General features: G+C 68.4%; 22 protein-coding genes. 13 read left to right on the top strand and 9 right to left on the bottom strand.

Annotation, left to right across the window (positions count from 1 at the left end; genetic code table 11):
* Nucleotides 1-17: 17 nt before the first annotated feature.
* The 3 genes from IP78_RS04370 (at nt 18) to IP78_RS04360 (ending at nt 3,324) form a co-directional block, all read left to right on the top strand.
* Nucleotides 18-1,226 carry a cell wall hydrolase gene (locus IP78_RS04370; RefSeq protein WP_054110493.1) on the top strand — a complete coding sequence of 403 codons (1,209 nt, stop codon included), beginning with the start codon at nt 18-20 and terminating at the stop codon, nt 1,224-1,226.
* A gap of 85 nt (nt 1,227-1,311) precedes the next feature.
* Complete coding sequence (locus tag IP78_RS04365) at nt 1,312-2,853, top strand: sensor histidine kinase (RefSeq protein WP_054110505.1); 1,542 nt, start codon at nt 1,312-1,314, stop codon at nt 2,851-2,853.
* Between the two features lie 63 nt (nt 2,854-2,916).
* The gene (locus IP78_RS04360) at nt 2,917-3,324 is read left to right on the top strand and encodes a response regulator (protein ID WP_054110492.1); all 408 of its coding nucleotides are present in this window, start codon (nt 2,917-2,919) and stop codon (nt 3,322-3,324) included.
* A 3-nt stretch (nt 3,325-3,327) separates the two neighbouring features.
* On the opposite strand, the gene trxB is transcribed toward IP78_RS04360, so the two are convergent.
* Nucleotides 3,328-4,335, bottom strand: coding sequence for a thioredoxin-disulfide reductase (trxB, locus tag IP78_RS04355; protein WP_054110491.1), 1,008 nt, complete (start codon nt 4,333-4,335; stop codon nt 3,328-3,330).
* 75 nt (nt 4,336-4,410) lie between these two features.
* Here trxB and IP78_RS04350 point away from each other — a divergent pair, with 75 nt between their 5' ends.
* A complete protein-coding gene (locus tag IP78_RS04350) occupies nt 4,411-4,719 on the top strand; it encodes a hypothetical protein (RefSeq protein ID WP_082384841.1) in 309 nt (102 codons plus the stop codon).
* Here the strand turns inward: IP78_RS04350 and IP78_RS04345 are convergent.
* From IP78_RS04345 to IP78_RS04325, 5 genes are all read right to left on the bottom strand, one after another.
* Nucleotides 4,716-5,132, bottom strand: a complete 417-nt coding sequence (locus IP78_RS04345; RefSeq protein ID WP_054110489.1) for a hypothetical protein — start codon at nt 5,130-5,132, stop codon at nt 4,716-4,718. The two genes, IP78_RS04350 and IP78_RS04345, sit on opposite strands and share 4 nt — an antisense overlap.
* 127 nt (nt 5,133-5,259) lie before the next feature.
* Nucleotides 5,260-6,273: a mitochondrial fission ELM1 family protein gene (locus IP78_RS04340; RefSeq protein ID WP_054110488.1), complete on the bottom strand. Its 1,014-nt coding sequence runs from the start codon at nt 6,271-6,273 to the stop codon at nt 5,260-5,262.
* Nucleotides 6,264-6,737, bottom strand: a complete 474-nt coding sequence (gene greA, locus IP78_RS04335) for a transcription elongation factor GreA (protein ID WP_054110487.1) — start codon at nt 6,735-6,737, stop codon at nt 6,264-6,266. Before greA ends, IP78_RS04340 begins: the two co-directional genes overlap by 10 nt.
* Before the next feature lie 167 nt (nt 6,738-6,904).
* Nucleotides 6,905-7,111 (bottom strand): hypothetical protein, encoded by a 207-nt coding sequence (locus IP78_RS04330; protein ID WP_197272369.1) that lies wholly within the window; start codon nt 7,109-7,111, stop codon nt 6,905-6,907.
* Between the two features lie 63 nt (nt 7,112-7,174).
* Nucleotides 7,175-7,840 (bottom strand): glutathione S-transferase, encoded by a 666-nt coding sequence (locus IP78_RS04325; RefSeq protein ID WP_054110485.1) that lies wholly within the window; start codon nt 7,838-7,840, stop codon nt 7,175-7,177.
* A 98-nt stretch (nt 7,841-7,938) separates the two neighbouring features.
* Here IP78_RS04325 and IP78_RS04320 point away from each other — a divergent pair, with 98 nt between their 5' ends.
* Genes IP78_RS04320 through IP78_RS04300 form a run of 5 tightly spaced genes read left to right on the top strand, consistent with a single transcriptional unit; the run spans nt 7,939 to nt 12,011 of the window.
* Nucleotides 7,939-8,184: a hypothetical protein gene (locus IP78_RS04320; RefSeq protein ID WP_054110484.1), complete on the top strand. Its 246-nt coding sequence runs from the start codon at nt 7,939-7,941 to the stop codon at nt 8,182-8,184.
* The gene (locus IP78_RS04315) at nt 8,181-8,597 is read left to right on the top strand and encodes a type II toxin-antitoxin system VapC family toxin (protein WP_054110483.1); all 417 of its coding nucleotides are present in this window, start codon (nt 8,181-8,183) and stop codon (nt 8,595-8,597) included. The genes IP78_RS04320 and IP78_RS04315 overlap by 4 nt, the downstream gene beginning before the upstream one ends.
* Entirely contained in the window at nt 8,594-9,634 is a 1,041-nt protein-coding gene (selD, locus tag IP78_RS04310; protein WP_054110482.1) for a selenide, water dikinase SelD, read from the top strand. Before IP78_RS04315 ends, selD begins: the two co-directional genes overlap by 4 nt.
* Nucleotides 9,631-10,713: a tRNA 2-selenouridine(34) synthase MnmH gene (gene mnmH / locus IP78_RS04305; protein ID WP_054110481.1), complete on the top strand. Its 1,083-nt coding sequence runs from the start codon at nt 9,631-9,633 to the stop codon at nt 10,711-10,713. Before selD ends, mnmH begins: the two co-directional genes overlap by 4 nt.
* Nucleotides 10,710-12,011 carry a dicarboxylate/amino acid:cation symporter gene (locus IP78_RS04300; protein ID WP_054110480.1) on the top strand — a complete coding sequence of 434 codons (1,302 nt, stop codon included), beginning with the start codon at nt 10,710-10,712 and terminating at the stop codon, nt 12,009-12,011. Before mnmH ends, IP78_RS04300 begins: the two co-directional genes overlap by 4 nt.
* Here IP78_RS04300 and IP78_RS04295 read toward each other — a convergent pair.
* Both IP78_RS04295 and IP78_RS04290 read right to left on the bottom strand, forming a co-directional pair.
* Nucleotides 12,008-13,618, bottom strand: a complete 1,611-nt coding sequence (locus IP78_RS04295) for an AbgT family transporter (protein WP_054110479.1) — start codon at nt 13,616-13,618, stop codon at nt 12,008-12,010. The two genes, IP78_RS04300 and IP78_RS04295, sit on opposite strands and share 4 nt — an antisense overlap.
* A 140-nt stretch (nt 13,619-13,758) precedes the next feature.
* Nucleotides 13,759-14,640 carry an MBL fold metallo-hydrolase gene (locus IP78_RS04290; protein ID WP_054110478.1) on the bottom strand — a complete coding sequence of 294 codons (882 nt, stop codon included), beginning with the start codon at nt 14,638-14,640 and terminating at the stop codon, nt 13,759-13,761.
* A 70-nt stretch (nt 14,641-14,710) separates the two neighbouring features.
* On the opposite strand from IP78_RS04290, the gene IP78_RS04285 reads away from it, so the two are divergent.
* The 3 genes from IP78_RS04285 to IP78_RS04275 are packed head-to-tail and all read left to right on the top strand — an operon-like array spanning nt 14,711 to nt 16,383.
* Nucleotides 14,711-15,043, top strand: a complete 333-nt coding sequence (locus tag IP78_RS04285; RefSeq protein ID WP_054110504.1) for a metalloregulator ArsR/SmtB family transcription factor — start codon at nt 14,711-14,713, stop codon at nt 15,041-15,043.
* Nucleotides 15,044-15,047: 4 nt separating this feature from the next.
* Nucleotides 15,048-15,596 (top strand): rhodanese family protein, encoded by a 549-nt coding sequence (locus IP78_RS04280; RefSeq protein WP_054110477.1) that lies wholly within the window; start codon nt 15,048-15,050, stop codon nt 15,594-15,596.
* A gap of 4 nt (nt 15,597-15,600) precedes the next feature.
* Nucleotides 15,601-16,383, top strand: a complete 783-nt coding sequence (locus IP78_RS04275) for a sulfite exporter TauE/SafE family protein (protein ID WP_054110476.1) — start codon at nt 15,601-15,603, stop codon at nt 16,381-16,383.
* Between the two features lie 10 nt (nt 16,384-16,393).
* Here the strand turns inward: IP78_RS04275 and galU are convergent, their stop codons facing one another.
* Nucleotides 16,394-17,278 carry a UTP--glucose-1-phosphate uridylyltransferase GalU gene (galU, locus tag IP78_RS04270; protein WP_054110475.1) on the bottom strand — a complete coding sequence of 295 codons (885 nt, stop codon included), beginning with the start codon at nt 17,276-17,278 and terminating at the stop codon, nt 16,394-16,396.
* Between the two features lie 171 nt (nt 17,279-17,449).
* Between galU and IP78_RS04265 the strand changes: the two genes are divergently transcribed.
* The coding region (locus tag IP78_RS04265; protein ID WP_156320279.1) for a helix-turn-helix transcriptional regulator at nt 17,450-17,620 on the top strand (171 nt) is incomplete at its 3' end.

Here is a 17,620-nt window from a genome sequence, read left to right as displayed (position 1 = left end):
GCGGATCGTGAATTCGGATGCGCTTGAACCCCGCCAGTCTCGTCCTGCGCCTTGGCCGTGCCGTGCGCGGACATCGGCTGCTGGCGGTCGCTCCGGCGGTGCTGGCGGCTTTCGGCGTGGCGGTAGCGGCGAGTTCGGCGGCGCGTCCGGACGTCGAACGCACGGCCGAGGGCATCGCCCGGCTAACGGGCGGTGACTGGACCCAGGCCGGGCTTCTGGCGGTGTCGTCGCGCATGGACGCAGCCCAGATCGCGCTGGCCGCCCGCTTCGATCCCAACGCCCCCCGGCCAACCCCGCTCGGCCTGACGCCGGGGTGGGAGAGCCTGAGGCTTGCGGGCAAGCCGGGCTTCGAGCTCGGTGCCTCCGGCCGCGACGCCCAGCGCCTGAACGCCGCCATGCCGGCCGCGATCGGCGCGCTCAGGCCCGCCCGGCCCTTCGCCTTCACGCCCGCCAGCGCGGCGGATCGCAACCGCGCCCTACGCTGCCTGACGCAGGGGATCTACTACGAGGCGGCGCTGGAGAGCACCGAGGGCCAGGAGGCCGTCGCCCAGGTGATCCTGAACCGCGTGCGCGATCCGAATTACCCCAACACCATCTGCGGCGTGGTCTTTGAGGGCGCCGAGCGGGTGACCGGCTGCCAGTTCAGCTTCACCTGCGACGGCTCTCTGGCGCAGCAGCCGGTAGCCTGGGCCTGGGATCGCGCGCGCATCGTGGCCGAGCGCGCTCTCGCGGGCCATGTGGCGACCGAGGTCGGCACGGCGACCCACTATCACGCCGACTACGTCCATCCCTGGTGGGCGCCGACGCTGGGCAAGATCACCCAGATCGGGGCCCACATCTTCTATCGCTGGAAGGGTCTGGCCGGAGAGACGGCGGCCTTCCAGCAGCGCTATTCGGGCCACGAGCCCATCATCGACGAGGCCCGGTTTGCCCGGCCCCGCCTGCGCTCGCCCGAGCTGCAACTGGCGTTGGACGTCGGTGCCAGCGATGCCGAAGTTCTGGCCGACGGCGGCATGAACCTGCGCACCGTCGAGATCGACGGCCGCACCCGCGTCGTCGGGGTCGCCAGCCTGGGCGGCCGCCGCCCGCCGTCCCCCGAGCAGATCGCCGAGATCAACGCCCGTCTGGCCGCCTTCGAGGCCCCCGCTCCGGCCCAGCCAGTCATTCCTCCTCCGCCTGGCGTAGTGACCATGGACGTCGAGGAAGTGGGCCGACCGGCCTCCTGACGCCTGCCCGGCCGGGCGACGTGCAACCAGTCTCAAGCTGAGGCATTCAGTCACGGTCGGGCCACGGCCCCGCTTGGAGTTCTTCGTGCCTGCCGCCAGCCTTGCGCCCCAAGAAGACGAGAGACTGAAGGCGCTGCGGGCCTACGGCATCCTCGATACCGAACCCGAACAGGCGTTCGATGACATCGTCGCTCTGCTGGCCGAGGTGTTCGACGCCCCCATTGCCCTCGTGAACCTGATCGATGCGGACCGAGCCTGGTTCAAGGCCTCGGTCGGCACCTCGGGCATGACGGGAAGCTCGCGGGAGGTCTCCTTCTGCGCCCATTCGATCGCCAGCGGCCAGGATCAGGTGGTCGTGCCCGATGCCCTGGCTGACGCCCGCTTCGCCGACAATCCGCTGGTCACCGGCGAGCCGCACTTACGGTTTTACGCCGGACACGTGCTGCGCACGCCGAAAGGCCATGCCTTGGGGGCGCTGTGCGTTCACGACGTGGTGCCGCGCCCGCAAGGCATCACGCCGTTGCAGTCCCGCACGCTTGAAGTCCTGGCCGGTCAGGTCATGGCCCAGTTTGAACTGCGCCGCGCCGTCAGGGCGCGCGAGGAGGGAGTCCGGGCCCTGGCCGAGAGCGAGGCCCGGTTCCGCGCGATCGCCGACTCCATGCCCCAGATGGTCTGGTCGACCCAGCCGGACGGCTTCCACGACTACTACAACGCCCGCTGGTATGAGTTCACCGGCGTGCCCGCAGGCTCGACCGACGGCGAAGGCTGGAACGGCATGTTCCACCCGGAAGACCAAGAGCGCGCCTGGGCCCGCTGGCGTCATTCTCTGGAGACCGGCGAGCTCTATGAGATCGAGTACCGTCTGCGCCGACATGACGGGGTCTATCGCTGGACTCTGGGCCGAGCCCAGCCGATCCGGGATGAGCAGGGGCGCATCACCCGCTGGTTCGGCACCTGCACCGACATCGACGACCTGAAGCGTATGGAGCAGGGCAAGGACCTGCTGAGCCAGGAGCTGTCCCACCGCATCAAGAACATCTTCGCGGTGGTGTCCGCGCTGATCGCCCTTTCGGCGCGCGAGCATCCGGAGGCCAAGGCCTTCGCGGCGGCCGTGCGCGACCGGATCAACGCCCTGGCGCGCGCTCACGAGTTCGTCCGGCCGCATTCCGAGGTGTCCCGCCCAAGCGTCGGCGACACCACGCTGCATACCTTTCTGAGCGCCCTGTTCTGCGCCTATGCCGACGGTCAGGGTCGGCCGCGCGTCCGTATCGCGGGAGATGACGCCACCTTCGATGATCAGGCCGCGACATCGGTCGCCCTGCTGTTTCACGAGCTGGCGACCAATGCCGCCAAGTACGGAGCCCTGTCCGCGCCTGACGGCCACGTCCTGTTGCGGACCCGCAACGCTGGTGATCGCTTCGTCCTGACATGGACCGAGATCGGGGGACCGGAAGTCCCGCAAAGTCCGGCACGGACAGGGTTCGGCACCTCTCTGGCCACGCTGTCCGTCGAGGGACAGTTGGGCGGACGGCTGGAACGCCGGTGGCTTCCCGGGGGTTTAGTGGTGGAGGCCGATCTGCCCGCGACCGCGCTGTCCCGCCGCAGGGCGGCCCTGAAGGCGGTTTGAACCAAAACGGTTCAGCTGCGTTCGCTACCGTACACCCGAGTCGATCCTGAACTGAAAAAGGTCATGACTGCGCGTATCCTGATCATCGAGGACGAGGCCCTGGTGGCCATGGAACTCCGCTTCGTGCTGGAGGACCTGGGTCATGAGGTGGTCGGAACGGCGGCTGACGCCCGGTCCGCGCGCGCGCTGGCGGCCGAGACCGAGGTCGATCTGGCTCTGGTCGATATCCATCTGTCCGACGGCGCGACCGGCATCGGTCTCGGCCGTGACCTGGGCCAGGACATGGGCATCACCGTGCTGTTCATGACGGCCAATCCCGGCATGGTGCGCAACGGCGTGGCGGGCACCATCGGCGTCCTGACCAAGCCAACGGACGAGCGCGCGGTTCAGAGGGCGGTCGATTATGCCCTGCGTCGCCGCCAAGGTACGCCCGTCGACTACGCTCCGCCCGAACTCCAGCTGTTCGCCTGAGGCCTACCAGGCCCCGATCTTCTCGGCCTCGCGATGGCTGATGGGATGGTGCGCGCGAGCATGGTCTTCCTCGGCCAGCAGGCGTGACACCTCCAGCGCCGCCATGCAGCCCATGCCCGCCGCCGTCACGGCCTGGCGATAGACGTCGTCGGTCACATCGCCCGCGGCGTAAACGCCCTCGATGCTGGTCTGAGTCGTGCCCGGCTTGACCACCAGATAGCCGCCCGCCTTGGTTTCCAGCTGGCCCCGGAACAGCTCGGACGACGGCGCGTGGCCGATGGCGATGAAGACGCCGTCGCAAGGACGCTCGTGCAGGACGCCGGACTTCGCGTCCTTCAGCCGCACGCCGGTGACGTTCGACGCCACACCGTCGGTCTGGCCCAGGATCTCGTCGACCTGGTGGTTCCAGACCACCTCGATCTTGGGATTGGCGAACAGCCGGTCCTGCAGGATCTTCTCCGCCCGGAACTCGTCCTTGCGATGCACAACGGTGACCTTGGACGCGAAGTTGGTCAGGAACAACGCCTCCTCGACCGCCGTATTGCCGCCGCCCACCACCACGACTTCCTTGCCGCGATAGAAGAAGCCGTCGCAGGTCGCGCAGGCCGAGACGCCGAAGCCCTGATACTTCGCCTCGCTCTCCAGCCCCAGCCACTTGGCCTGGGCGCCGGTCGAAATGATGACGGTCTCGGCCAGGATCTCGGCCCCGGAATCCAGTTTCAGGTGGAACGGTCGCTTCGACAGATCGGCGGACACCACGATGTCCTCGATCACCTCGGTCCCGACGTGCAGGGCCTGGGCCTTCATCTGCTCCATCAGCCAGGGACCCTGGATGGTCTCGGCGAAGCCGGGATAGTTCTCGACGTCGGTGGTGATCGTCAGCTGGCCGCCGGGCTGGATGCCGGCGATAACGATTGGGTTCAGACTGGCGCGCGCGGCATAGATGGCGGCGGTCCAGCCGGCGGGGCCGGAACCGATGATGGCGACGCGGGTGGTGCGGGGACTGCTCATGCTCTCTATCTAGGCTCTGATTCCCGAGGATGCGATGCTGGGTTCGCCATCGGGATGTTGGGAGATACAGAGATCATGGCAGGACGCAGCTATATCGGCATCGGCATCGCTCTGGGCGTGGCCATCGGCGCGGGACTGGGCGTGGCCTTGGGCAACCTGCCCATCGGCATCGCGGTGGGCCTGGCCGTCGGCGTCGCGATCGGGGCGTCTCTGGACGCGGGCGAGAAGAAGAAGCGCGACGGTCGGGATGGCGGCGACGGTTCGACAGTGCCCGCGGTGGCGGACGGTGGCAGCGGCGGACGAAGCAGCAAGGACGCCCACGGCGATAACGACGGTGGCTCTGACGGCGGCGCAGGCGATGGCGGCGGGGGTGGCGGCGATTAGTCGATTTCTGCCGAAAGCCGGTACTGGGCGAACTCGCACCCGATCGGATTGCTCAGCAGCAGCAGGATGCTCTCCTCGGAGCCTTGCGGAGCGGCGGCGATGACGCCGTCGTGGTCAGGGCGTTGGCGATAGTATCGATTGAAGGCCCACTCGATCCTGTGCATGCCGTCGTAGACGTAGGTGCGGCCGTCGACAGTCAACGGCGCGCGCGCGGCGAACCAGGCACGGTCATGGACCGTCGGATAGCGGGAGGGATCGAAGGGCTTGCGCGCGTCACTGTCGTCCGTCGGGTCTGACCACCAAACCCGGCCATCCGCCCGTCGGAAGCCGGTGAATTGTCCACCCACGCATAGTCTGACCGCCTCGAGGTCGGCGCTTTGGAGCGTAAGGGCCAAGGCAATCATGTCGAGCATGGAGACATCCTAGGCGGAGGCCAACGTCGGTCCAGAAACGAAATCTGACGGCCAGACGAGGGGGTCCACCCGTTCTCGTGGCCGTGAGGCCTGCGACCGCCATCGCCTTGCTCCCGGGGAGCGCCCGTCAGATCGCCAGCACGACCTTCTTCCGGTTGGCGACAAAATCGAGCACCATCCGTGCGGCCCGCTGCGTCTCGGCCAGGGGCGGATAGGTCCAGGCCGTCAGCGGACTGTCGAATGGGCGCGTGGCCCCCCGCGCGGTCAGGTCCGCATGAAGCCTTGCGAACTTTACGGCCGACCCCCTCGTAACCATCGCAAGGATGTGGACCGGCTTGCCTGTCGAGGCGGCCTCCGTAGCCATGTTGGCGCTGTCCTCGGTGACCAGGATGTGGTCGGCCGCGTGCAGGAATGCGAACAATGGATTTGGTCCGGTTCCGTCCCACACTTGGCCGGGCACAGCCGACAGGCGCGCGGCCATGATGGTCTGGGCCTCTCCCGGGGTGCGACGGGAGAAGGTCACCAGTGCCGATCCTCCCGCGTCCTGCACCGCTCGCGCGATCCTGTCGGCCAGCCGGGCCGCATGGCCCGAAGGCAGGTCGAACGCCTTGGATCGGCCGCCAATCATCACCGCCACACGCGGCCGCGGCAGGGGCTCGATCCCGGCGACGAAGGCGGGCGCGGCCTCGGCCAGGCGCTCCGGCGTAATCCGATGCGGCGATCCGGTGATGGAGATGACGTTGGTTCCGGTCAGCCCATCATGCTTGGGCGCGACGACCAGATCGAAGCGCATGGGGTCGAGCCGGGGGTTCTGCACCTGCACCACGACCGTGCGGCCGCCACTCCGGTTCCGGGCCGCCAGCGACAAGGGCAGGCTGGCCCGTCCCGCCGCGATCCACAGGTCCGGCCAGGGTTCGCCGTCGGGTGGGAAGGGCGCGTCCGACGCCGGATCCAGCATAGCCGGCGTCTTGAGGTCCGCCGGCAGCCAGTCGAACACCGGCCGCCAGCGCACCCGCCGCACGTCGATGACGGCAGGGGTCAACCGGGCGACGGCTTCAGCCAGACCCAGGGCCTGGTTCTCGATGCCCGCCCGGCCGTCCGTGACGACGCGGATGGTGAGGGGGCTGGCCCCTACTTCCACTCGACCTTGAGGATTTCGTAGGCCTTGACGCCGCCGGGGGTGTTCACCTCGACCACGTCGCCCACTTCCTTGCCGATCATGGCCCGCGCGATCGGCGAGGCGATGGAAATCTTGCCTGACTTCACGTCGGCCTCGTGCTCGCCCACGATCTGGTAGCGGCCTTCTTCCTCGGTGTCCTCGTCGACCACCGTCACGGTCGCGCCGAACTTGACCTGATCGCCTGACAGCTTTGTGACGTCGATGACCTGGGCGCGGCTGATCTTGTCCTCGATCTCGGCGATCTGGCCCTCGATCCAGCCCTGACGCTCCTTGGCGGCGTGATATTCGGCGTTCTCGGACAGGTCCCCGTGCTCGCGCGCCTCTGAGATGGCGGCGATGACATTGGGGCGTTCGACCGACTTCAATTGCTTCAACTGAGCGTCGAGGGTGCGATAGCCCTCGGACGTCATGGGCACTTTTTCCATGTGGCGTGGGTTTTCTTGTTATGCCGCCCGGGTATCCGGAAGGGACTGGAAGGAGAGACGTACGGGAGGAACACGAGGTCGCTGGGCGTACGCGACAGGCCAAAGATGCTAGGGCACCCGTCCGCCGAACTCAAGACCGGGGTTTTCCAGGTGGCCCCTAAGGGCGGTCATCGCACGTCCGGTTGACGTCCGTGAGACATCGCGGGCTCCGTGCGACCGCGGATCAGGGCGTTCCTCGCCACGCGATAGGCGATCCACCCGACCAGCGCTGCTGCGAGCACCGCTGCGATCAGCGAGACGAGCGCGATTCCTGCCGCCATGAAGGCGATCATCAGAAGCACGGCGGCTGCCAGCGCAGCGGATATGTGGATCATTCGAAGGCGCATGGGCCTGTGAACGCGCATGCGGCCACCGGGTTCACCACTCCCCTCGCGGGATCAGGCGTAGGCGTAGGGCCCGCCGCGTGTCAGCGCGCGCTGATAGGCCGGGCGCGCGTGGATGGTCTGAAGGAACGCCTTCAGGCGGGGTTTGTCCGGCCCAAAGGGCACACGGCTCGACGCCGCCTCCAGCGGGAAGCTCATCATGATGTCCGCGGCGCTGAACCGGTCGCCCGCGAACCAGGTGGACTTGCCCAGCTCCGCCTCCCAATAGGCGGTGTGGCTGGCGATCTGGGGGTCGATGAAGCCGGACTGGGCCTTGGCCGCTATGGCCTTGACGATGGGTCGCACCAGACCCGGCGAGCGGGTCGGCAGGGCCGAGAAGATCAGTTTCAGCAACAGCGGCGTCATCGCCGACCCTTCGGCATAGTGGAGCCAGTAGGTGTAACGCCGCCCGTCCGCGGTCCCGGCCTGGGGCCTCAGCCCATGCCCCGCCCGGGTCTCCAGCAGGTATTCGACGATGGCCCCCGTCTCGGCGACCACGATGTCACCGTCCTGGATCACCGGCGACTTGCCCAGCGGATGGATGGCCCGCAGCTCCGGCGGTGCCAGCATGGTCTGCGCATCGCGCTCATAGCGCCGGACCTCATAGTCGACGCCCATCTCCTCCAGCAGCCACAGCACGCGCTGGGAGCGGGAGTTGTTCAGGTGATGGACGACGATCATGAGGCGGTCTCCGAGCGACAGAGCGTCACCTTACAGGCGTTGACGCGGGGGAGGGCAAGGACGTTGAGGGGCGTGATAGCGTGTGCTATCCTCGGGCCATGCCGCAACTCCTCGTCCGCAACGTCAGCGACCACACCGTCGAAGCCCTGAAGCGGCGCGCCGCCGCCAACCAGCGCAGCGTGGAGGCGGAACATCGCGCTCTGCTTGAAGAGACGCTGGAAGCCGAGCGGATGAAGAAGGTGGAGGCTTTCCGCGCCCGGATCGACGCTCTTCACGAGACGCTGAAGGGGCGGGTCTTCACGCCGTCGGAGGTGCTTGTCCGCGAAATGCGCGACGAGTCTTGATCGTTGTCGACACATCGGTTGCGCTCAAGTGGGTCTTGCCTGAGGCGGCCGCCGAACTTGCCAAGCGCGTCTTGGGTCAGTCGCTGATCGCTCCGGACGTTTGGCGCGTGGAAGCCGCCAATGGCCTTCGCAAGTCGGTTCGGAGAGGAGATGCGTCGGAGTCGGAGGCACGCGACTGGCTGTCCATCCTGGAAGCTGCTCCTGTCGAAGATGTGCCGACGGCGACGATCCTGCGGCAAGGGCTGGATCTGGCGATGGCCCTGAAGCACCCGATCTATGACTGCCTTTTCCTCGCCCTGGCGGTGGATCGAGGGTGCCTGCTGCTGACGGCGGACGCAGCGTTCCAGGACGTTGTGGCCGCGCGATCAAGCCACCAGAAACGCATCGTTCTGCTCTCGGACTACTTTCAGTGACCGCCGAACCCCCTCTGACCTCCCTGGCCCATGGCGGCGGCTGCGGCTGCAAGCTGTCGCCGCAGGTGCTGCGCGATATCCTCGCCGGCATGCCGCAGGCGGCAGCCTTCTCCGATCTCATGGTCGGGACCGAGACTTCGGACGACGCGGCGGTCTGGCGGCTGAACGATCAGCAGGCGCTCGTGGCCACCACCGACTTCTTCATGCCGGTGGTCGATGATCCGTTCGACTTCGGCCGCATCGCCGCGACCAACGCCCTGTCCGATGTCTATGCCATGGGCGGGCGGCCGCTCCTGGCGCTGGCCCTGGTCGGCATGCCGGTCAACGTCCTGTCGGCCGAGACGATCGGCAAGATTCTGGCAGGCGGGGCCTCGGTCTGCGCCGAAGCCGGTGTCCCGGTCGCCGGCGGTCACTCCATCGACAGCGTGGAGCCGATCTACGGTCTGGTGGCGCTGGGCCTTGTCCATCCCGACCGCGTTCGCACCAATCGCGGTGCCCGGCCCGGCGACGTCCTCATCCTGACCAAGGCGCTCGGCGTCGGGGTGATGAGCGCGGCCTACAAGCAAGGGCGGCTCGGCGAAGAAGGCTACGCCGCCATGATCGCCTCGACGACCCGGCTCAACCGCATCGGGGCCGATCTGGCCGAGATCGAGGCCGTCCACGCCCTGACCGACGTCACCGGCTTCGGTCTGCTCGGCCACGCGCTGGAGATGGCGCGCGGCTCGGGTGTCGGTGTTGAGATCGACAGCGAGGCCGCACCTCTGCTGCCCGGCGTCGAGACTCTCGTCCGCGATGGCGTGCGCACCGGTGCCTCGGTCCGCAACTGGGCCAGCTACGGCGAGGCCGTTGACCTGCCCGCAAACCTGCCGGACTGGCGGCGCGACCTCCTGACGGACCCCCAGACCTCGGGCGGCTTGCTGGTCAGCGTCGCGGCCGATCAGGCCCAGGCCGTGCTCGCCCGCATTCGCTCCGGTGGCTTCGACGCCGCCGCGATCGTCGGCCAGGTGGTCGAGGGTGCTGGGGTGCGGGTCGCTTGATCCGCCGCACCGACGACTTGTCGCGGGACGCCCGCGCCCGCTTCGACGCCATCATCGATGTGCGCAGCCCGTCGGAGTTCACCCACGACCACATCCCCGGCGCGATCAATCTGCCGGTGCTGGACGACGCTGAACGCGCCGAGGTCGGCACGCTCTATGTCCAGACGTCCAAGTTCCTCGCCCGCCGGATCGGCGCGGCCAAGGTCGCCCGCAACATCGCCGCCCATCTGGATGGGGCGCTCGCCGACCGCGACGGCTCCTTCCGCCCGCTGGTCCACTGCTGGCGCGGCGGCCAGAGGTCCGGGGCCATGGCGGCGGTCATGGACCAGATCGGCTGGCCGGTCACCGTGCTGGATGGCGGCTACCGCACCTGGCGCAGACGCGTGCAGAGCGCCCTCTACGGCCCCGGCGACGACTTGACCGTCATCCTGCTCGACGGTGGCACCGGCTCCGGCAAGACCGAGGTCCTGGCCCGCCTCGCCGCCCGGGGCGTCCAGACCTTGGACCTCGAGGCCCTTGCCCAGCATCGCGGCTCCCTGTTCGGCGCCTGGCGGGGGCAGCCCCAGCCGACCCAGGCCCTGTTCGAGAGCCGTCTGTTCGTCGCCCTTGAGGCCCTCGACCCGTCCCGTCCCGTCCTCGTGGAGGCCGAGTCCAGCCGCATCGGCGCGCGCACCGTCCCGCCCGCCCTGTGGCGCGCCATGGGCCGGGCCCCGGTCATCGAGCTGTCCGCTCCGGTCGCCGCCCGCGCGACCTTCTCCGCCCGCGCCTACGCAGACATCGGTGCGGACCCCGACGCGGTGGAGGCGGCGCTCGGCCGATTGCCGCCTCATCATTCCAAGGAGACGGTCGCCGCCTGGAAGGCGCTCGCCCGCGCCGGCGACACGGAATCCCTCGCCGCCGCCCTGATCGCCGAGCACTACGACCCCGCCTACCGCCGCCAGTCCGCCCGCCGGGATCGCCCGCTGTTGGACCGGATAGAAATGACGGACGTTTCCGCCAGCGATCTGGATCGGGCTGCCGATGCGATCGAGAGAATCCTCTCCCGGTGGAAGCCGGAACGCTCTAGCGTCGTCTCATGACCCGATCCCGAACCGCGTCCTTCTTCTCTTCGCTCAGCCTGTGGGTGCTTGTGGCCCTCGCTGGAGGACTCGCCGCCGGGGCCGGGGCCCAGGCCTACGGCATTCCCGGAGGCACAGGGTCCGTCGGCCTGATCGACGCCCTCGGCCAGCTGTGGCTCAACGCCCTTCGCATGACCATCATCCCTCTGGTCTTCAGCCTGCTTGTGACGGGCATCGCCTCCATCGCCGACGCGGCCGCGACCGGGCGACTCGCCCTGAAGGCGATAGGCGTCTTCGCCGTTCTGCTGGTCGGGGCCACGATCTACGCCTTCGCTGCCTCGATTGGCCTGCATGAGGTCTGGCCGATCGCCGAGGGCGCGGCGCGAGCCCTCATTGCCGAGACATCCGACAGCGCCGCTGCAGAGGTCGCGGCCAATGTCGGCGGCGGAGGTCTGTCCGCTTTCCTGACCAGCCTGGCTCCCGCCAATCCCATTCGCGCGGCCGCCGAGGACGCTATTCTCGCCATCGTCGTCTTCGCCATCGCCTTCGGCTTCGCCACCACGCGTCTCGAAACACGGCTGCGCCAGCCGGTGGCCGTCTTCTTCGAAGGCGTTGCCCAGACCATGATCGTCATCGTCCAGTGGGTTCTGAAAGTCGCGCCCCTCGGGGTCTTCGCCCTCGCGTTTGGCGTGGGCTTGCGGGCCGGGATCGGGGCTGCGGGCGTCCTCGGCCACTACATCGCCCTTGTATGTCTGGCCCTCATCGGACTGCTGGTTCTGACCTATGTCGTGACGATCCTGTGGGGGCGCATCGGGCTCGCCCGCTTTGCCCGCGGCGCGGCTCCGGCCCAGGTCGTCGCCTTCTCGACCCAGTCCTCGCTCGCCTGCCTGCCCGTGATGGTCGAGCGTTCGGTGAGCCACCTCGGCGTTTCGACGGCCACGGCGGGGCTCGTCCTGCCGCTGGCGGTGGCGGTGTTCCGCATTACCTCGTCAGTCGCCAATCTCGCCGTTGTCATCTACGTCGCCCGCCTGACCGGGACAGAGATCACCCTGGCCACCATGCTCGCCGGTGGCCTCGCCGCTCTGGCGGTCAGCGTGGGCAGCGTCGGCCTGCCGGGTCAGGTCAGCTTCTTCGCCTCCATCGCCCCGATCTGCCTCGTCATGGGCGTCCCGATCGAGGTCCTGCCGCTGCTGCTGGCGGTCGAGGTCGTGCCCGATATCTTCCGCACCATCGGCAATGTCACCGCCGACATGGCCGCGGCCCGGATCGTCGAAGGCCGCGACGCCGCCGCCGATCCGGAAGTCGCCTCGGGCATCTAGGCCGGGACGTAGAAGGTCGGCGAGCCCGGTCCGACCGGAAGCCCCAGGCCGAAGACCCAAAGGAAGAACAGGGCTGTCCAGGCGATGGTGAAGAAGATCGAGTAGGGCAGCATCATCGCGATCATGGTGCCGATGCCGACGTTCTTGTCGTAGCGCGTGGCCCAGGCCAGGATCAGCCCGAAGTAGCTCATCATCGGAGTGATGATGTTGGTGGTGGAATCCCCGATCCGGTAGGCGGTCTGGATCACCTCCGGCGAATAGCCGACCAGCATCAGCATGGGCACGAAGATCGGCGCGGTCAGCGCCCACTGGGCCGACGCAGAACCGATCATGAGGTTCACCAGGGCGCAGATGGCGATGAAGCCGATGAACAGGGCCGGGCCGGTCAGGCCCGTGTTCTGAAGGAAGGCCGCGCCGTTCACGGCCGTGATGGCCCCCAGGTTCGACCAGTTGAAGAAGGCCACGAACTGGGCCGCGAAGAAGACGATGACCAGGTACAGACCCAGGGTCGACAGGCCGGTGGCCATGCCGTCGATGACGTCGCGGTCGGTCTTCACCGTGCCCACGACCCGCCCATAGGCGAAGCCTACGACCAGGAAGAAAAATAGGATCCACACCGCGAACCCGGTGAAGAAGGGCGACCGCATCTGGTCGCCGGTCTCCGGGTCGCGCAGCACGCCCCACTCCGGCAGCAGCGTCAGGGCCATCAGCCCCAGCACGCCCAGCAATGCCAGGCCCGCCACCATCAGCCCCTTTCGCTCGGTCGCCGAAAGAGGGGCAGCGCCATCCTCGCTCAGCACGGCCGGGTCGGCGCGGGAAGCGTCATAGGCACCGAGCTTGGGCTCGACGATGAACAGGCTGACCAGTGAGCCGATGATCGTCACCAGGAAGGTCGAGGCTGCCATGAAGTAATAGCTGGCCGTCGCGGTCACCTGATAACTCGGATCGATCAGCTGGGCCGCCTCCTCGGTGATGCCGGCCAGCAGCGGATCGATCGTGCCGATCAGCAGATTGGCGGAATAGCCCCCCGACACACCGGCAAAGGCCGCTGCCATACCCGCCAGCGGATGGCGCCCCAGCGAATAATAGACCGCGCCCGCCAGGGGGATCAGCACGACATAGCCGACCTCGGACGCCGTGTTGGAGATCACCCCGGCGAAGACGATGGCCACGGTGACGACCTTCGGCGAGGCGCTGAGCACCAGCGCCCGGACCGCCGCCGACAGCAGGCCCGATCGCTCCGCCACGCCGATCCCCAGCATGGACACCAGCACTACGCCCAGGGGCGCGAAGCTGGTGAAGTTGCCGACCAAGCTGGTGAAGATGCGGCGCACGCCGTCGCCGTCCAGCAGGCTGACCGCTCGGATCATTCCGTCCTCGGAGCGACCGGCCGCGCCGAGCGGACGCGGATCCTCGACCGCCACGCCCAGCCAGCCGAACAGTCCCGACAGGAGCAGCATCAGCAGGGCCAGGACGGCAAACAGGGTGACGGGATGCGGCAGCAGATTGCCCAACCACTCGACCCCGTCCAGGAACCGGGTGAAGGCATTGCGCCGGGGCGGAGTGGCGTTCGGGCCCGTCGGGCCGCTGGACGCGGTGTCGGTCATGCGGACTGCCTGTTCAACGCCGGGTCGCCGGCCGTCAGGGCCGACCGGGGTCGGCGGGGTCCGCTCCTTGCTAGCTGCCCGGACCCCGCGCATCAACGCCGCAAGCTGTCACGCGCTCCGTGCGAGTGGCTGACCGAGCTTCAAAGGACGTTCAGCGGCAGAACCAGGCTGTGCCGTCCGCTGGCGTCCGGCGGGGGCAAGGCGCCCGCCCGGATGTTCACCTGCAGCGACGGCAGGATCAGCTGGGGCGCGCCCAGGGTGGCGTCGCGCGCTTCCCGCATGGCCACGAAGGCGTCCTCGCTCACGCCGCCGCCGACATGGACGTTCGACGCCTTCTGCTCGCCCACCGTGGTCTCGAAGCGGAATTCGATGCGGCCCTTGGGCAGATAGTCATGGCCCACGAACATCCGCGTCTCCTCCGGCAGGCCCAGCAGCCGCTGGATGGAGCGATACAGCGTGCGCGCGTCCCCGCCTGGAAAGTCGGTCCGCGCCGTGCCGTAGTCCGGCATGAACAGGGTGTCGCCGACGAAGACCGCGTCTCCGATCCGGTAGCTGACGCAGGCCGGCGTATGGCCCGGCGTGTGCATCACCTCGACCGTCAGCTCACCGAGCCCGAAGGTGTCGCCGTCCGCATACAGCCGGTCGAAGGCCGCGCCGTCCTGACTGACGTCGTCTGCGTGGAACATGGGCGCGAAGGTCGACTGCACGCGCACGATCTTCTGGCCGATGCCGATGGGCGTCCTTTGCGTCTCGCGCAGGTGGTGGGCGGCGGTGAGGTGATCGGCGTGGGCGTGGGTTTCCAGCACCATCGCCAGGGTCAGCCCCTGGTCCTTCAGCGCCGCCATCACCGCGTCGATGGACCGGGTCGAGGTCCGCGCCGCCGCCGGATCATAGTCCAAGACGGGATCGATGATCGCCGCCTGCCGGGTGGCCGGGTCGCTGACCAGATAGGTCACGGTGTGGGTCGCGGGGTCGAAGAATCCCTGGACGACAGGGCTTTGGGGGGTGGTCGCGTGGGTCATGGGAAGGCTCCTTGTGACGCCCAATATATTAGCTATTGCTTATTTAGCAAGTCCGCATATATTGCTCGCCATGATCGATATCCAAGACATCGGACTGGACCGTTTCGAAGCCGCCGCCGGCGAGGCGGCCGGCCTCATGCGCGCCCTGTCCAACGAGAAACGCCTGATGATCCTGTGTCAGCTGGGCGGGACCGAACTGTCGGTGGGGCAGCTCCTGCCGCTGGTCGGCCTGTCCCAGTCGGCCCTGTCCCAGCATCTCGCCCGCCTGCGCGAGGACGCCCTGGTCGCCACCCGGCGCGAGGGCACGACCATCTTCTACCGCATCGCCGATCCGGCGGTGCTGAAGGTCATCGCCGTCCTGGCCGAGATCTATTGCCCGCCCCTCCCCAACCTGAAGGCCTGAACCCATGACTGTCCTGACCCCCCTGAAGCCCGCCGACGTCGCCACTCGTCTGAAGGACCGCACCGCCGTCCTCGTCGACATCCGCGAGCCCGATGAGTTCGCTCGCGAACATGTTCCCGGCGCGATCCACGCCCCCCTGTCCCGCTTCGAGCAGGCGCAGACGACCCTGCCCGATGGCCGTCAGATCATCTACACCTGCCGCACCGGCAACCGCACGGGCATGAACTGCGTCAAGCTCGCCGCCAGCGTGCCGGGCGAGGCTTTCGTGCTCGAGGGTGGCCTCGACGCCTGGAAGGCGGCGGGCCTGGCCACCCGCACCGACCGGTCCCAGCCGATCGAGCTGATGCGTCAGGTCCAGATGACGGCCGGCGGCCTGATCCTGCTCGGCGCTGCGCTGGGTCTGCTGGTCCACCCCGGCTTCTGGGGGCTGTCGGCCTTCGTGGGCGCAGGCCTGTTCTTCGCGGGCGCCACGGGCTTCTGCGGCATGGCGCGGCTTCTGGCCGTCATGCCCTGGAACCGCGCTGCCTACGGCGCCTCGGCCAAGGCCGCGTGACGCCATGACCACCGATCTCCTGCCCCTGGCCTTGGCCGCTTTCAGCGGCGGCTTCGTCGCCCTGCTGCTGACCCTGTTCGGGGGCGGGGGGTCGGTGCTGGCCGTGCCGCTCTTGCTTTATGTGGTGGGCGTGGCCGACCCCCATGTCGCCATCGGCGTCTCGGCCGCGGGCGTGGCGCTGAATGCCCTCACCGCCCTCGCCGGCCATGCGCGCGCTGGCCGGGTCCGCTGGCCCTGCGCCACCCTGTTCGCCGTCACCGGCGCGGCCGGGGCCTGGGCCGGATCGTCCCTGGCCAAGATGATCGACGGCCAGCAGCTGCTGCTGATCTTCGCCGTCGCCATGGCCGCCGTGGGCCTGTCGATGCTGCGCCCGCGCGTCGTCGTCGACCGGCCAGAGCCCAGGCTGAACCTGGCCATGGCGCCCCGCGTCGGGCTGACGGGCGCGGGCGTGGGATCGGCCGCCGGCTTCTTCGGCATCGGCGGCGGCTTTCTGATCGTGCCCGGCCTGATGGCCGCCACGGGCATGAGCCTGGCGACCGCCCAGGCCACCTCGCTCCTCAGTGTTGCTGCCTTCGGGGCCACGACGGCGGGCAACTACGCCCTGTCCGGCTGGGTCGACGTCGGCCTCGTCGCCGCCATGACGGTGGGCGGCGTGCTCGGCACGGTCGCGGGTCTGCCGCTGGCCCGTCGCCTCGGCGCCAACGCCGCGCTCGGCCGCACCCTGTTCGCGGGGCTGATCCTGGTCGTGGCGGTCTATGTCGCGGTGCGGGCGATCATGGCCTTCTAGATGGCTGGCCTCAGCGCCCGAGCAGTCCCTCGATCGCCCGCCGTGCAGTTTCCCCAAGGTCGGGCCGCTTGAGCGCCAGTGCGACATTGGCCCGGAGCAGCCCGATCTTGTCGCCACAGTCGTGGGTGACGCCGGCGTATTCGACCGCCGTGAAAACCTGATCCTTCATCAGCCGCGCCATGCCGTCCGTCAGCTGGATCTCGCCGCCCGCTCCCCGCTCCTGACGCTCCAGAATGCCGAAGATTTCTGGCTGCAGGATGTAGCGTCCCGCGATCGACAGGTTCGAAGGCGCCGTGCCCTTGGCGGGCTTTTCCACCATGCCCTTCATGCGGATGCGGTCGCCGTCTCGTCCATCGGGATCGACGATGCCGTACTTGTGCGTCTCGGTGTCCGGGACCGCCTCCACACCGATGACATTGCCGCCCAGCTCCTCATAGGCCTGGACCAGTTGCTTCAGGGCGCCGGGCTGCGCGTCCACGATGACGTCAGGTAGCATGACGGCGAACGGCTCCTCGCCGATGATGTCGCGGGCGCACCACACCGCATGGCCCAGGCCGAGCGGCTGCATCTGGCGGGTGAAGCTCATCTCCCCGGCGGTGGCCAGTTCGGCGGTCATCATCTCGAGGATCTCGGTCTTGCCCTTGGCCGCCAGCTGGGCCTCCAGCTCGATCTGGTGGTCGAAATAGTCCTCGATCGCCTGCTTGGCGCGCCCCGTGACGAAGACGATATGCTCGATCCCGGCCTCCCTCGCCTCCTCGACGATGTAGCTCAGGATCGGCCGGTCGACGACGTTCAGCAGCTCCTTGGGCGTGGTCTTGGTGCCGGGCAGCACGCGGGTGCCGAGGCCCGCGACGGGCAGAACCGCCTTGCGAAGTCGGCGGGGTCGAGTGGTCATGCGCAGATCCTGAGAAAGCGTCGTCGTCCCAGCCTAACGCATGAATTGGCCAAACGCGCCCCCGTTAACCACCGTCGCTCCCCCGTCACGCGAAGACGGCATGGTCATTGCGGCTTTGTGGGCGAGCCGTGCCGTTCTGGCACAGCCCGTGACAACAAGGGGAATGGGGCCATGGCCACCGACATCGACCTCCACCTGGGCCGCCGCCTGCGCCGCCGTCGCCGCCTTCTGGGCCTGACCCAGCAGCAGCTCGCCGTCCAGGTCGGCATCCGCTTCCAGCAGATCCAGAAGTACGAATGCGGCGCCAACCGCATCTCCGCCGCCCGCCTGTGGCAGCTGGCC

The sequence above is a fragment of the Brevundimonas sp. AAP58 genome (assembly GCF_001295975.1).
Classification (GTDB): domain Bacteria; phylum Pseudomonadota; class Alphaproteobacteria; order Caulobacterales; family Caulobacteraceae; genus Brevundimonas.
The sequence above is the reverse complement of the archived record's forward strand: the minus strand, read 5'-3'. Positions and strand labels throughout refer to the sequence as shown.